This window comes from Alkalibacter saccharofermentans DSM 14828 (assembly GCF_900128885.1).
GTDB classification, from domain to species: domain Bacteria; phylum Bacillota; class Clostridia; order Eubacteriales; family Alkalibacteraceae; genus Alkalibacter; species Alkalibacter saccharofermentans.
Window position 1 is genome coordinate 16,536 of the sequence record NZ_FQTU01000016.1, and the last position, 15,467, is coordinate 32,002.

Consider the following 15,467-nt stretch of genomic DNA (forward strand, 5'->3'; position numbering starts at 1 on the left):
AAGCGGCATTTTTAGCTTTCCTTGGTCCATCTATGGGGTACCAGGAGCGCAATTATAGTAAATAGTTCAAGTCTTCCCAGCAGCATTAAAAAAGAAAAAAGAAGCTTGCTCGCCTGGGAAAATTCAGAATAATTCTTTGTAGGTCCTACGAGTTCAAATCCAGGACCGATATTATTTAGAGTTGCAGCAACCGAAGAAACTGCACTCAGCATATCGATTCCTTCCAGTGATATCAGTAGAGAACCAATTATAAATATGATTACATGGAGAGCCATAAAACTGTTGATTCTGGCAACTACTTCGTTTGAAACTGTTTTTTTACCAAGCTTCACAGGGGCAAAAGCTCTTGGATGAAAGATTTTTGATATCTCACGCTTTATTAGCTTAAACAGCATTAAAACTCGTATGACTTTCATTCCTCCGGCAGTAGATCCTGCACATCCTCCGATGAACATAAGAACTAGAAGTATGGTTTTGCTAAATGTAGGCCAAAGGTCGAAGTCCACTGTAGAATAACCCGTTGTGGTTATGATGGTGCTTACCTGAAAGAGAGCATCTCTAGCAGCATAAAAAAGACTGTTGTATTGGGTCATTGTTAAATTGACTGTTATCAATATTATTGAGGCTACAATAAATCGCAAATACATTTTCAGCTCATTGTCAGTCACTATCTCCCGGAAGCGCTTGGTATAAAGGAAGAAATGCAATGAAAAACTGACTCCGGCAAGAATCATGAAGATGCTGATCACTATATGAACATAGGTTGAAAACCCACCTACGCTATCGTTATAAACACCAAAGCCGCCAGTTCCAACGGTTCCAAATGTATATACAGATGCGTCGAATAAGCTTAAGCCGCCAAAAAGAAGAAAAATTATCTGAAGTAGGGTCAAGGATATGTAAGAGATGTACAGGGCTCTTGCAGTATCCTTTATTCTTGGAGCGACTTTGCCGGTAACCGGGCCCGGACTTTCCGCCTTGAAGATATGGAAGCTGCCCATACCTAAAGCAGGGAGAAGCGCCACGGAAAAAACAAGTATGCCCATTCCGCCTATCCAGTGGGTGAAGGAACGCCAAAACAAAATGCTACGGGGCAGAATTTCTACGTTGTTTATTATAGAAGCTCCGGTTGTGGTGAAACCGGATATGGTTTCGAAAACCGCGTCTATAAAGGAAGGAACGCTCCCGGACAAATAAAAAGGAAGCGCTCCCAATAAAGATACCAATATCCAGCCGTAGGTTACGATTGCCAAGCCTTCTTTAGCCTTGATTTCTTTTCGTGTGGTTTTGATCCTTGAAAGAACGAAACCTAATAATAAAGTGGCTATAACTGCTGTTAAGAATGGGAAAAAGCTGTCCTCCTTAAGAACATAAGCCATGATCAATGGAGGAAGCATCAAAACAGAATCAATTATCAGAATTGAACCCAATACTTTTGCTACGATTCCATAATTCACCGAGAAGTCCTCCTTTGCCAGGTTTGAATAGAGTTTTTAAGCTTTCGATATCCTCTGCCAGTGTAAATACAACTATCCTGTCGTTCTCTCTGATTACAGAGGAACCATTGGGTATCTCGACTTTTCCATCCCGTATTATTGCACCGATAATTAGGCCTTTAGGCAAATTGAGGTTGTGTATAGGCTTGTTTATGTAAGGCATATCCGGAGAAACGATTATTTCGGTTACTTCTCCCTTTCCTCCCAGCAGCAACGATACAGAGGCTACCTTGCCGCCACGCACATATTTAAGTATGTTGCTGGCAGTTATATTGACCGGATTGATTGCTACATCGATGTCAAGTTTATCTATAATCTTGGTGTAGTTTTGTCTACTGACCTTGGCGATTGCTTTTGATACACCATATTGCTTTGCCATCAGAGCCATAAGGAGATTCTGTTCGTCAAAACCTGTTACGCCTACGAAAGCATCCATTTGCTCAATGTTTTCCTCTTCTAATAGAGTGATATCAGTGCCATCGCCGTTTATCACCAATACGTGATCGAGCTGCTCTGCAAGTTTTTGAACCTTTCTTCTGTCCTGATCTATTATAGTTACCTTGACTTTGGATTTTGCAAGTGCCTTTGCCAGATAATAGCCTACGTTTCCACCGCCAAGTATCATTGCATTTTCAACCTTCTTCTCAACGCCTTTAAGCTGAAACCTCTTGCTGAATCTGTCAATATGTTCGCATAAGCCAATAACGTATATGACGTCGCCTGATTGCAAAATTGTTGAGCCATCAGGGATAATCAGGCTGCCTTCTCTTGAGATGGCTGTTATCAAGAGATTTTCCATGCCTTCGATTTCAGATATCTTTTTCCCTGTAAAATTTTCAAGGTTCCCTGTTTTAAAGTCTATCATCTTGACTTTTCCGCTGGCAAATTCTCCGGAGTAGAAAGCGACGCTGCGCATAAGGTATTTAGCTATAGTATTTGCCGTAGCCAAGTCTGGATTTATTACCAAATCTATACCCAGCTCTTCCTTTATGAAGGACATTTGCTCCATATATTCAGGATCTCTAATCCTGGCTATGGTTTTTTTGCATCCCAGCTTTTTCGCAAATGTGCAAATTACTGAATTTGTTGCATCACCCTCAGTCGTAGCGACAAGCAAATCGAATTTGTCGATGTTTAGTTCCATAAGTGATGATACGTTGATGCCACTTGCAACAACTGTTAATACATCCAGGTGTTCGTTGACTTTCTCGATTACCTTGGGATTGTCGTCCACCAGTGTTACATCCATATTTTCCAAATTCATGGTCTTGGCAAGCCTGACACCGAGTTTGCCGGCGCCTACAATCATAACGTTCAAATTTAAACCTCCGAATCAATTATATAATCTTGGCATATTTGAATATAATAATAGATTATATCAAATAAAACAATACCTAAATGGCAAATACAAAATTTATTCTTCCTATGTTTACAGTATAACATAAAATATTGGTTTACAAGGCAAATGGTTATAGTCATAATTATAAAGGAAAGTCTCGGGTTTTACAATGCGGAAAGACGTTTTAAATTTTTATACTTTTTATTAAAAAGCGGTTTTCAACGACACAAAAAAAACATATAATGAACAAGTAGAAACTTAACTAGGAGGGCTTATTGTATGGGTATTGAGAATTTTAAAATTTCTGATGAATTAAATCGGGTGCTTAACGAAGCGAAGAGCGTATACGTTCCCCGAACAAGAGATGAATTGGTTGAATTGGCATTTGGTGATCCCTCAAATGACAAATTCGATGTAGTATACTCAGTTAAAGGAAAGGGAATGGTCAAAGAAGCAGATGTGGTCAGGTGTAAAAACGGAGCAGTTATAAATTATCCGGAGGACTACATGAGAAGAAGAGATCCGGACGCTATGTTGGTAGCAGATGAAAATGATACCGACAAACCAAGATATGACGACGTTTATAATGAGGACTTCAATCCTTTGAGGAATGAAACCTTCAATTGGTTGAAAGAACAAGACATTATCGTAATGCCTTTTATGGCAGGAGGCAAAGAGTATGGTTACGAAGCCTTATTGGTGGCGCCCCGCAATGCAGCTTTCTTTGCGGCTGCCCTTGCAGATCTTCAGGGCTTTGTAGGAGAAAGAGAAGTACCTGTTGGCTTTGAACCAAAGGCAGTCGTATATTTGGCGCCGCCTTTCAGACATACTCACTTTGGCGGGAAACAGGTAGTAATACACAATAGGCTTAAAGACATGCATGAAGTGTTTTCTTACAACTTATATCCTGGCCCGAGTGCAAAAAAGGGTATATACGGCGTACTGCTTAATATCGGTGAGAAAGAAGGATGGGTTACCGTACATGCGTCAACTGTCAAGGTGATCACGCCTTACGATAACGAAATCGTCATCATGCATGAAGGTGCTTCCGGTGCAGGTAAAAGCGAAATGATTGAATCTGTACATAAAGAAATGGACGGAAGAATCGTTCTCGGACAAAATACAGTTACAGGGGAAAAATTCTATATGGAACTTTCCGAAACATGTGAGCTAAGGCCTGTCACAGACGATATGGCTCTATGCCATCCAAAAATGCAGGAGGGAAGCAAGAAGCTTGTAGTAAAGGATGCAGAGCAGGGTTGGTTCCTAAGGCTAGATCACATTACAGAGTACGGGACATCTCCGGAGCATGAGAAGATATTCGTTCATCCCTCGGAGCCGCTTATATTTTTAAATATAGACGGGGTTCCAAAAAGCACATGCCTTGTGTGGGAACATATAAAAGATTCGGATGGAAAACCTTGTCCGAACCCTAGGGCAATACTCCCTAGAAGGCTTGTCCCAGGAATTGTTGAAGATTTGGTAGAAGTGGATGTAAGAAGCTTTGGAGTAAGAACTCCTCCTTGCACCAGGGAAACCCCCACTTACGGAATTATGGGGCTGTTTCATATATTGCCACCGGCATTGGCGTGGCTATGGCGTTTGGTCGCCCCTAGAGGCCACAACAATCCAAGTATAACCGCAACAAAAGGAATGACAAGCGAGGGAGTAGGTTCATATTGGCCTTTTGCAACAGGGAAAATGGTGGAACAGGCAAATCTGCTTCTTAATCAGATTAGAAATTCACCAAGCACCAGATATGTGCTTATACCCAACCAGCATATCGGAGCTTACAAGGTCAGTTTTATGCCCCAATGGATTGCAAGGGAGTATATAGCACGAAGGGGAAGCGCCAAGTTTAAGCCTGAACACTTAAAAGAAGCCAGATGCTCTTTGTTCGGTTACGGTCTGGAGTCTCTAAAAGTTGATGGACAGTATATAAGAAAGGCATTTTTACAGCCAGAAACCCAGTCGGAGATTGGCACAGAAGGTTATGATGCGGGAGCTCAGATTCTAATTGACTTCTTCAAACAAGAACTCGAAAAATTCAATACGCCGGAACTGGATCCTTTGGGCAAAAAAATTATAGAGTGTTTCTACAACGATTCTCCACTGGAAGAATACATAAATCTAATCCCGATGAGATATTGATTATTATAACCCAGCTGATTTCAGCTGGGTTATTTGTTGGAATCAAGTTTGACAAATCACTACAACCCCTGTATTATGGCACGTAAGAAGATGCGTTGCTAAAAAACGAGGTGGTTTTGATGTATCATGATGATAATCTTCCGATGCCTTCTGTATTTCTTTCTCTTATCCCAATAGCTGTAGTCGTAGCAGTTTTGGGTTTTTCAGTATTCGTTGCCGAAGCTGAGCCCCATATCGCATTGTTTTTTGGGGCTATTACCGCAGGCCTTGCGGCATATCGCCATGGTTATACTTGGAATACCATAGAAGAAGGTTTTAAGGACAGCATAAACAGAGCTATTTCTTCTTTAATCATACTTTTAATAATAGGCATGATTATCGGAGTATGGATAGCCAGCGGTATAGTTCCCGCCATGATGTATTATGGATTTGAAATATTGGTGCCTGAGTGGTTTTTGCCTATAATTCTAATTTTGTGCAGCATCATGTCTGTAGTTACAGGAAGTTCTTGGACAACCATAGGAACAATAGGAGTCGCAGCTTTAGGCATAGGACAAGGGCTTGGGATACCTCCTGCCGCTATCGCAGGAGCAGTTGTATCGGGAGCCTTCTTTGGAGACAAGATATCTCCCATGTCCGACTCTACAAACTTGACACCGTCAGTATTGGGGGTGGATCTGTACGATCACATAAAGCATATGCTCTACACTACAGTACCCAGTTTTATAATTTCCTTGATAGTATTTGGAGTCATGGGCTGGTTTTTATCCGAAGGAACAGTTGATGCGGAAACCATTGCTTCCTACCAGAATATCCTTTCTGAAAACTTTGAGTTTTCATTGCTGCTTTTGCTTCCTCCCGTTGTCGTAGTGGCATTGATTTTGAGGAAGACACCGGCTATACCAAGCCTGATTGCAGGAGTAATGCTTGGAGGTTTTGTTCTTTTGAATGTACAAGGGCATAGTCTAGAAGATTTTCTTCATATATTGTATGATGGCTTTGTCATACAGACAGGTTGGGAAGAAATGGACGAATTGTTGTCTACAGGCGGCATGACCAGCATGTATTCTGTAGTATCCTTGGGAATAATGGCTCTGGCATTTGGAGGAATAATGAACAGATGCAACATGCTTAAGTCATTGGTTAGCAAGATGACCGGCTTAGTCGGAACACGAGGAAGATTGACCGCTACAACAATAGTAACAGCACTTCTGATAAACATATTTGGCGCCAATCAGTATTTGGCTGTAATAATACCGGGACAAATGTTTGAAGGTGCATATAAAAGGCTTGGGCTAAAGCTCAACAACCTTACCAGAGCTTTGGAAGCCGGAGGAACCTTGACAGCACCTTTGATTCCTTGGAACAGCAGCGGTGCGTTCGTCATATCTGTAATGGCAGTTAATCCACTGGTATTTGCACCCTATGCAGTATTGTGCTGGATAACGCCCTTAATAACGATGATATATGGTTTTGTTAACTTTAAAATGGACAACATAGCATAAAAAAAACCGACTATTGTCGGTTTTTTTGTGTTTTAATAGCCTTCGATAAAGCTTTTCACATTATTAATCGTCAAACGGCTTCCGCCTCTGTTTTGAACATCTTCGATCATCATTGAGGTAATATAAGGCGTCTGTTGGTTTTTGTCAATTGCGACGAACCAACCCAGCTCATATTTTTGAGCAGGGTTTTCCGGATTATCGACTTCCGCTGTTCCTGTCTTCCCAGCGATCTGTCTGCCGGAAATATAAGCGTCATGTCCGGTTCCTTGTGGGCTTTCCACGACTTTGTCCAAGAGGTTTAAGATTTTGTCCGCTACATCTTTCGTTATGATCTGATTTTTTACGGCAGGACCGCTGTCCATAAGCAAAATAGGATTAACAAGCTTCCCATCGTTGACAAACGCGGAATATGCCACAGGTAGATTGACTACATTGACTAGCACCTGGCCCTGGCCATAACCTGTATCTGCTAAAAGAACCTCAGAACCGATATTTTCATTATTTGCGAGCTGGGATTTTTTTAAGCCGTATTCAAGATTTAGGTCAATACCGATGCCAAAATCCTTGGATTTTTCCAAAAATGTTTCAGCTCCAATTTCCAAAGCGGCTTGTGCAAAATATATGTTGTCGGAATAAACCATGGCTTTTTCCATATTCACGCTTCCGCTTTTAGGAGTTACTCGTGTTACATAATAGCCTCCCCAAGAAGAATCCTTCTGCCAAGTCTTGCCGGTAACGTTGATGCTGAAATTTTCATCAATGGCAGATTCATCTAATCCTATGGCAGCCGTTATAGGCTTGAAGGTAGAACCGGGAGAATATGTGTTTGAGAATCTATTAAACAAAGGTTTGGCATCATCTTCTACCAATGAGCCATATTCAGCATTTGACATTCCAAGTATGAACTTGTTTGGATCGTAAGAAGGGGAGCTGACAATAGCAACAAGTTCTCCGGTTTCGTAGTTCATTACCGATGCTGCGCCTTTTTCTCCAGACATTTGAGAAAAAAGCTTGCGCTGCATCTCAGCGTCTATAGTCAAATTTATCGTCTCACCGGCTACCGAATCCCGTTTAAACACCGTGGTCTTTTGATTGCCATTGCTGTCTGCGATCGAAAACTCTACTCCGGGTATGCCCCGCAGCTTTTCATCGAATATTTTTTCCAAGCCTGTTTTTCCTATCTTGTCGTTTGCAGAAAATCCGAGAGGCTCCAAGTCTTTTAAATCTGACTCACTGGGATAGCCTATGTAGCCCGTCAGATGGGCAGCGGATTCTTTAAAAGGGTAGACCCTGTCGCTTACGTTTCTGTAGGTAGCGCCGCTGTTTTTTGCTCTGATTTCTCTGATTTTGTTTTCATTATCCTTGGGAACCTTCACAAGATCTACAAAGGTATCATCACCCACCCACGAAAGGGACATTCGGTCGTTGATATAGCCTTGGGATATTCCAAAAGCTTGGGAGAGGTCTCGGACTATTTCATCCTTCATGTCCCCAAGTCTTCCGGGAACAACGCCTATTTGCAGTACGTAGCCATTTTGGGCAAGAGCTTTGCCGGTACGATCGATTATTTCCCCTCTTTGAGGGGAAGCATGTCTTTTAATTAAGACGTCGCCTTCAACCATTTCATGCCAGATGAGAGAGTGATCCCACTGGATTTTCCAAGAGCCTGCATCTGATTTAATCATAGGAAACTCAAAGGTCGATTCCAAAACACCATGGGCAAAATCGAACTGGATATTTACGGGAACTTCTATCCGGTCTTCATTTTCGCCCGTAGCTTTAATATCCTCTGGGCTTAGGGTGATATCGTAATTGATAGATTCTATTTGAAGGGTTTCATTGAAATTAGAATATTGCCCGGCAAAAGCATCTAATGAGATGTCATTTTGGGTATTCTCATCTACTAAATCGTACATTTTTTCGTAATCTAACGTTGTCCAGTCAGACAGGTATTTTTCTAAAATTTCTGCAGGGTTTTCATTATTGCTACATCCTGAAAAAAGCAAAATGGTGATTAAAATCAGCAAAGTGGTCTTGGTTGTTTTATTTAGCATAGTCTCCTCCTGAAACTTTAATTTATAATATGATAATTAAATTATACCATACATTAAATATGTAAAGCATTGTGATAAGTTGAGCAAAAATTACAAAAGGCCCGTCAACTGGACGAACCTTGAATATTTTTAGTGTATATAATTGAACTAAAAAATGAAGTGAGGGGTATTGAAAAGAGTATTCCAAAGCTTCCCACCAAAGCCTGTAGCACTTCAACGATGATCATCTCCCTGTTGAGAAGATATAGAAGGGACGAGTCGTAAACCGTCAAAAGCAGAACCATGGATAGTGAGCTTCCTATATATGCAAGTATCAAGGTATTAGACATAGTACCCATAATGTCTTTGCCTATATTTATTCCCGACCTGAAAAGTGCCTTGGGCCTTATGTTGCGAACGTTTTTTTTGACTTCCCAAAGTGATGAGGAGATAGACATCGCCACATCCATGATAGCTCCCATAGCTCCTATTATTATGCCTGCAAATATAATAGCTCTAAGATTGATCGGTGTCTCAGTGGGAAGATAAGACAAATAAACAGCTTCGTCGTTTATTACTCCTGTTAGGGATAGAGCGCCATCCATGAAGATGGTAATGGCCCCGGCAATCAATACGCCTCCAAAGCAGCCCAATATGGCACTGAGGGATTTTTTGTTGTATCCATTCAATATCAGAAGCGTCGTAAGAATGGAATACAGGCACACCAAAATGGACCACAAATATATATTCTGTCCTGAAAGAATCGAAGGGATGAACACGGCAAATACTGCACCGCAGGTAAGTCCCAATGACAATAATGTATTAAAGCCCTTTTTACCGCCAAAAGCCAGCAAAGCGATTGCAAATACTATTCCTAAGATCAGTAGATTGTCAGTTCTTACATGTTCGGCAAAATACCACTCTGAGCCGCCGATGCCTGCGTCTATAATGAGTATATTGTCTCCGGGGGCCACTTCACGGGTGCTATTATATGGAGGAGTGGATTCGATTGTTTGTAATGCAGTTACGATTTTCCCTTTGGCTTCACCGGAGGAAATCTTTGCTTCAAAGACAATCTCGATTATTCCTCCGCCGGACTGATCGGCAAAGTAGCTTTCAGTCGTTTTGTCGATTATCCCCTCTACAGAAGCTCGGACTATAGGCATATCGGTATCTTCATCGAACCTTGTGATATTGCCGCTTAGATATCTATTTGCAACAAATACGGTGGCAATTGCCAAAATGACGGTTAATAAATATAATATCCGCCTGTTTAATAGATTTAGTTTCATAATTATATACCTTTCATGATGTTTATTGAACTAGTCAAGTTTAGCACAAGCGGCAGATAAAATCAAAGACTAAACTTAATTATTCCACGTTCCGGTTTTTTGATGCAATCTTTCTCAAAAGGGTATATATATATTAAATAATGCTTAATTTTAGGGTTAGAGGTGGATATCGTGGATTTTTCCAGAATCAGCCTAAGGGTCTTGACGGTTGCTTTAATCGCTTTGGTTTTTTCAGGAGCTTTGGCTGGAAGCTATAAAGCTCAAAGCGATAACTTGGTAATGACTATAAGTATTGAAGGAACGATAACGGCTGGAACGGCTAATCAGGTCACAAGAGGGATTGAAACTGCCCATAATAGAAATGCCGAAGCGCTATTGATTTTAATGGATACGCCAGGGGGTCTGGTGGATGCCACGCTTAATATCGTCCAATCCATTTTAAACTCCCCTGTGCCGGTAGTCGTTTACGTCTATCCACAAGGAGCAATTGCAGCTTCAGCGGGAACATTCATACTGGTAAGCTCCAATGTGGCAGCAATGTCGCCGGGAACAACGATTGGAGCGGCAATGCCTGTGACCATTTCTCCCGGGGAAGGGGGCAGCACGGCGGCGGACGATAAAACGATTAATTTCTTGGCTGGACATATCAAGAGCATAGCCAGAGACAGAGAGAGACCTGCTGATATTGCAGAGAAATTCGTAACGGAAAATCTGACATTGGATTCTGCAGAAGCCTTGGATGTTGGTATTGTAGATTTTATAAGTGGGACTTTGCCGGGACTTTTAGAGGATATCGATGGATTTGAGACTGTTGCCGGAGGAGAAAATATAGTTCTACAGACGGCAGGAGCTGAAATTGAGAATATCGAGATGAGCCTGATTGACAGGATAACAAGCCTAATAAGCGATCCACAGGTTTCCTTCCTGCTTATACTGCTGGGCATTTACGGATTGATTATAGGATTTGGAGCACCAGAGACTTTTTTCCCTGAGGTTTTAGGAGCCATAAGCCTTGTTTTAGGGTTATATGGTCTAGGGACATTTGAAGTAAATGTTTTTGCGGCACTATTAATAATCTTGGGGATAGTATTGTTTGTGGCGGAGGCTTTTACTCCCACATTCGGGGTACTAGCCATAGGAGGGATAATCAGCATGGTCCTAGGAATAATGTTCCTGCCTGTAGAACCGTTGATGCCTGTGGAGTGGATATCCAGATTCAGATTCTTTGGCATAGGCATCGGGATAGCAAGTGCGGGAGTGATGGTCGTAATACTGAGAGGCATAATTAAACTTAAAAGATCCAAGGTAGTAATGGGGAATGAAGAGTTCAATGCCCAGTCTGCATTGGTAGTAAAAGAACTTAATCCTGTGGGAATGATAAAAGTCAAAGGTGAAATATGGCAGGCGGTGAGCAAAAGCGGAGAAAAGATTCCCGAAGGATCAGAAGTCGTGATATCAGGTCGCGAGGGCATGAAGATACTCGTTGAAAGAATTGATGATAAAACTGAGATCGAGGAGGGTGATTAGATGTTTTTCTTGAATGAAACCGTATTGACGGTTGCTGGCGTAATGATAGTATTGCTGTTTATACTTAGCATGTCTATAAAGATCGTGCTTGAATACGAAAGGGGAGTGCTATTCAGGCTTGGAAGATTGGTAGGGGTTAGGGGTCCTGGGTTGATATTAATAATTCCATTTATAGATAAGATAACCAGGATTTCTCTTAGGACAATAGTAATCGATGTCCCCCCTCAGGAAGTAATAACCAGGGATAACGTTACTTGCACAGTAAATGCGGTATTGTACTACAGAGCTGTAGCACCGGACAAGGCAGTTGTAAATGTGGAAAGATACCATGACGCGACGAGCCAGTATGCCCAGACAACGCTTAGAAGCGTAGTTGGACAGGCGGACCTTGATGAATTGTTGTCCCAGAGGGAAAAACTCAACAAGATCATACAGCAGATAGTTGATGAAGCTACAGATCCGTGGGGAATAAAGGTTACAGCAGTGGAGATAAAGGATGTAACCCTCCCCAATGAAATGCAAAGGGCGATTGCGAAACAAGCTGAGGCAGAACGTAACAGAAGAGCCGTAGTCATTCAGGCTGAAGGTGAAAAACAGGCTGCGGTAAGACTGGCCGAAGCAACTGAGATTTTATCCGGACAGGAAGGCGCGATGACCTTAAGGATGCTGAGGTCTCTGTCAGAAGCAGCAGATTCCAAATCCACTACGATACTGTTCCCGCTGCCCGTTGAGCTTAGAGCACTGCTTCCAGACCCTGCAAAGATAAAAGTTAAGACTGATGCAGGAAGACGGAAAAGGGAAGAGATAAGAAGGCAGGAAAAGCTTATGGAAGAAAATAAAATTGAAGTTGATGAGAAGTTAAAAGGCGAAGAGACAAATGAAGAAAGCTGATAGCTTATAAAAAACCGGGGCGTCATCTCAGAGACATCCCGGTTTTGTAATTAATGGCTATTTATTTTCCATCTTCTGAGCCTTCTCAAGCACCATTGATTCTAAATCTTTCTTATATTTGTCTACACTTGCATATATGGCATCATCGCTAGTTGCAAGTATCTGTGCAGCCAGTATGCCGGCGTTTTTTGCACCGTTTATCGCTACTGTGGCAACAGGCACGCCCGGAGGCATTTGAACGATTGAGTATAGTGAGTCAACTCCATCTAAGGTACGGCTCTTTACAGGGACTCCTATCACAGGTAATGATGTCAGGGAAGCCACCATTCCAGGAAGGTGCGCTGCTCCTCCGGCACCGGCGATTATAACCTTTAGGCCTCTATCCACTGCGCTCTTTGCATAGCTATAGAGCCTGTCTGGAGTTCTGTGAGCTGATACGATGGTCATTTCATAAGAGATGGAGAATTGGTCTAGGATTTCTGCAGCCTGTTCCATAACCGGCAAATCTGAATCGCTGCCCATTATAATTCCTACCAGTGGTTTCATAATATCATCCTTTCGGTGTTTTTTCAGATATGATTTTTAAAACTGATTGAGCTTGATCAGCAGTGCTTAAAGCTTCTTCGACTGTCTTTGCCAATACGGTAAAATGTCCCATTTTCCGCTGGGGCTTTGTAGTGGACTTGCCGTATATATGTAGCGTCAGTCCCGGATAAGCCAATGCCTCGGATACACCCTTTACTAAGGGTATGCCTTCGTGACCATCTTCACCCAATAAATTTCTCATGACCACGGGGCTGTGCAAATCTGTTTTACCAAGAGGAAGACCAAGAACGGCCCTCACATGATTTTCAAATTGCGAGGTAATGCAGGCTTCAATAGTATAATGACCTGAGTTGTGAGGTCTCGGAGCGACTTCATTTACTAATATATCACCATTTTCATGAACGAACATCTCAACGCAAAACATGCCCACTCCATCAAACATATGACAGATTTCTTTTGCCAGTTTTTCAGCATCTTGCGTCTGTTTATCGGTTATATTTGCTGGAGCGATAGTTTCATATAAAATGCTGTCTCTATGTATGTTTTCGGCAACAGGATAGACGACTATTTCTCCATTCATTGTTCGACAGCATAAAACTGAAATTTCTTTTGTAAAAGGGATAAACTGCTCCACATAAAGAAGATTTTCATCACCATTTAAAGAGCTGTATGCTTCTGAGATTTCTTCTTCAGAAGTTACCAGGTAGTTTCCCTTTCCGTCGTAGGCTCCTGAAGCACTTTTAACCATAAGAGGGTACCCGTATTCGGCGGCAGCGGCTTTTATGGATTCAGTGGAATCTGCTTTTTTAAATGGACCCAAAGGGATGGAGTTATCCTGGAGAAGCTTTTTTTGCTGGTACTTATTTTGGATTGCCTCGAGGCTTTTAGCTTTGGGATAGACGATATAACCATGATCCTCCAAGTATTTTAGTGCTTCTGTTGAAATATGTTCAAACTCACAGGTCAAGACGTCTGTTTTCTTGGCAAGCTCTTCCAGGGCAGCCTTGTCATTAAAGGCTGCTACGATTGCCTCGTTGGCTAGCGGGGATGCGGGGCAGTCAATTCCGGGATCTAAAATTGCAGTGCTGATCCCAAGCTTGGATGCTTCGTTTATCATCATCTTGCCCAGCTGGCCTCCGCCTATTATACCTATTTTTTTTGATAGATAGTTGATTTCCATTATATTATGATACCTTTCCTTTGTTTAAATTTAAGCTAATTTTAACATGAGAATCTTTTTAAAACAACATATAGAACTTTGTTTTTAAATAAAATTCGTATAGTTACGAATAATAAAACATAAAATTTAATTAATGTACATATTGGAAAGGGCAGAAAAACAAAAAAACCTCTCTAGTAGAGAGGTCGATGCGGTCGCGCTAGCCTGTTATATCTATGAAACCTTTAAAGGTCTTGTTGATAACATAGTAGCACTTGTTTTCTTCCGGTTTTACGTAGAGCTCGATCTTTTTGATGTCCTTGACTTTGTTTCCTTCTGATTTCCATACGTTTTTAGCTTCTTTTGAAAAATCGCAAATGTCTACTTCGTTGCCGGCAATCTGTAAAAAAACACTTTCTTTCATTGTTGATCCCCCTTGTTTTTAAATTGCATAAGTATAAGTTCATTTTGCATATTATTTATCTATAAGTATGACTAATTTTGTCTTATTTGTCAAGTTGCATGACTTTAAAGGTTTTTAAGGGGTTTTGTATTTTGTAATATGGAAAGGATTTTCAGTTAGTGTTTGACAAAAATCTGAAAATCAAGTACGATTAAATTGTGAAGATCAATGAGGCGATTTTTTTTTCGTTGGAGTGTAAACGATAACACAACGATGAAAATCAAATAAATTACAAACGGAGGTCGACAAATTTGATAATTATCGGTGAGAAAATAAATGGTTCTATTCCTTCAGTAGCAAAGGCAATAGCAGAAAGAGATGAAGAGTTCATAAAAAATCTGGCAAGAATACAGTCAGATGCAAAAGCGAACTATATTGATGTCTGCGCATCCGTAGATGACGACATTGAGCTGGAAACGATGAAATGGCTAATAGACCAGGTACAGGAAGTTACCAATACTCCAATAGCTGTAGACAGTCCAAACGCCAAAATCTGCGCTGAAGCCATAAATTTTTGCAATAAGCCGGGGCTTGTAAATTCTGTTTCTTTGGAAGGCAGCAAAATAGACGATGTATTTACCGTGATAGCTGACACCAAGTGGGAATGTACGGCTTTATTATGCGATGACTGCGGGATTCATCCAACCGCTGAAGCCAGGCTAAATGTTTTTGAAAAAATCATGGCAAGGGCAAAGGAATATGGAATAGACCCTTCCAGACTGCATATAGATCCTCTTGTGGAAATGGTTTGTGCTTCGGAGGAGGGTATAAAAATGCTGGTAAAACTCATCGGCGAGATAAAGAGAAGGTATCCAAATATCCATGTAACGGGAGCGGTGAGCAATGTCTCATTTAACCTGCCGGTCAGAAGAGTGGTCAATCAAGCATTTACGGTTCTTGCCATGAATGCGGGTATGGACAGCGCCATACTGGATCCTACGAACAAAGATCTCATGGGGATGATATATGCAACAGATGGCCTCTTGGGCAATGATGAGTACTTTATCGAGTATATAGGAGCTTTCAGAGAAGGTATATTTGGGAATAAAAAGTAACAATAATTAT

General features: G+C 41.4%; 12 protein-coding genes. 5 read left to right on the plus strand and 7 right to left on the minus strand.

Annotated elements, in window-relative coordinates:
• Nucleotides 1-11: 11 nt before the first annotated feature.
• A complete protein-coding gene (locus BUB93_RS09825) occupies nt 12-1,457 on the minus strand; it encodes a TrkH family potassium uptake protein (protein WP_073271546.1) in 1,446 nt (481 codons plus the stop codon).
• Nucleotides 1,408-2,805, minus strand: a complete 1,398-nt coding sequence (gene trkA / locus BUB93_RS09830; RefSeq protein WP_073271618.1) for a Trk system potassium transporter TrkA — start codon at nt 2,803-2,805, stop codon at nt 1,408-1,410. The genes BUB93_RS09825 and trkA overlap by 50 nt, the downstream gene beginning before the upstream one ends.
• Before the next feature lie 309 nt (nt 2,806-3,114).
• Here trkA and BUB93_RS09835 point away from each other — a divergent pair, with 309 nt between their 5' ends.
• A complete protein-coding gene (locus BUB93_RS09835) occupies nt 3,115-4,986 on the plus strand; it encodes a DUF4914 family protein (protein ID WP_073271549.1) in 1,872 nt (623 codons plus the stop codon).
• Between the two features lie 119 nt (nt 4,987-5,105).
• Entirely contained in the window at nt 5,106-6,491 is a 1,386-nt protein-coding gene (nhaC, locus tag BUB93_RS09840; RefSeq protein ID WP_084117225.1) for a Na+/H+ antiporter NhaC, read from the plus strand.
• 32 nt (nt 6,492-6,523) lie between these two features.
• Here nhaC and BUB93_RS09845 read toward each other — a convergent pair whose 3' ends face one another.
• Together BUB93_RS09845 and BUB93_RS09850 are read right to left on the minus strand one after the other, a co-directional pair.
• Nucleotides 6,524-8,545 (minus strand): penicillin-binding transpeptidase domain-containing protein, encoded by a 2,022-nt coding sequence (locus BUB93_RS09845; protein ID WP_073271552.1) that lies wholly within the window; start codon nt 8,543-8,545, stop codon nt 6,524-6,526.
• 104 nt (nt 8,546-8,649) lie between these two features.
• A complete protein-coding gene (locus BUB93_RS09850; RefSeq protein WP_073271553.1) occupies nt 8,650-9,816 on the minus strand; it encodes a YibE/F family protein in 1,167 nt (388 codons plus the stop codon).
• Nucleotides 9,817-9,987: 171 nt separating this feature from the next.
• Between BUB93_RS09850 and BUB93_RS09855 the strand changes: the two genes are divergently transcribed.
• Both BUB93_RS09855 and BUB93_RS09860 read left to right on the plus strand, forming a co-directional pair.
• Nucleotides 9,988-11,343 carry an NfeD family protein gene (locus tag BUB93_RS09855; protein ID WP_084117226.1) on the plus strand — a complete coding sequence of 452 codons (1,356 nt, stop codon included), beginning with the start codon at nt 9,988-9,990 and terminating at the stop codon, nt 11,341-11,343.
• Nucleotides 11,344-12,234 (plus strand): slipin family protein, encoded by an 891-nt coding sequence (locus tag BUB93_RS09860; RefSeq protein WP_073271554.1) that lies wholly within the window; start codon nt 11,344-11,346, stop codon nt 12,232-12,234. It abuts the gene before it with no gap.
• A 57-nt stretch (nt 12,235-12,291) separates the two neighbouring features.
• On the opposite strand, the gene purE is transcribed toward BUB93_RS09860, so the two are convergent.
• The 3 genes from purE to BUB93_RS09875 all read right to left on the minus strand — a co-directional run bounded on the left by purE (nt 12,292) and on the right by BUB93_RS09875 (nt 14,363).
• On the minus strand, nt 12,292-12,780 hold the full coding sequence (gene purE / locus BUB93_RS09865; protein WP_073271556.1) for a 5-(carboxyamino)imidazole ribonucleotide mutase: 489 nt from the start codon (nt 12,778-12,780) through the stop codon (nt 12,292-12,294).
• A 4-nt stretch (nt 12,781-12,784) separates the two neighbouring features.
• Nucleotides 12,785-13,960, minus strand: a complete 1,176-nt coding sequence (locus BUB93_RS09870; protein ID WP_073271557.1) for a 5-(carboxyamino)imidazole ribonucleotide synthase — start codon at nt 13,958-13,960, stop codon at nt 12,785-12,787.
• A gap of 199 nt (nt 13,961-14,159) precedes the next feature.
• Nucleotides 14,160-14,363, minus strand: coding sequence for a DUF6465 family protein (locus BUB93_RS09875; RefSeq protein ID WP_073271560.1), 204 nt, complete (start codon nt 14,361-14,363; stop codon nt 14,160-14,162).
• Nucleotides 14,364-14,653: 290 nt separating this feature from the next.
• Here BUB93_RS09875 and BUB93_RS09880 point away from each other — a divergent pair, with 290 nt between their 5' ends.
• Complete coding sequence (locus tag BUB93_RS09880) at nt 14,654-15,457, plus strand: methyltetrahydrofolate cobalamin methyltransferase (RefSeq protein WP_073271562.1); 804 nt, start codon at nt 14,654-14,656, stop codon at nt 15,455-15,457.
• Nucleotides 15,458-15,467: the final 10 nt, after the last annotated feature.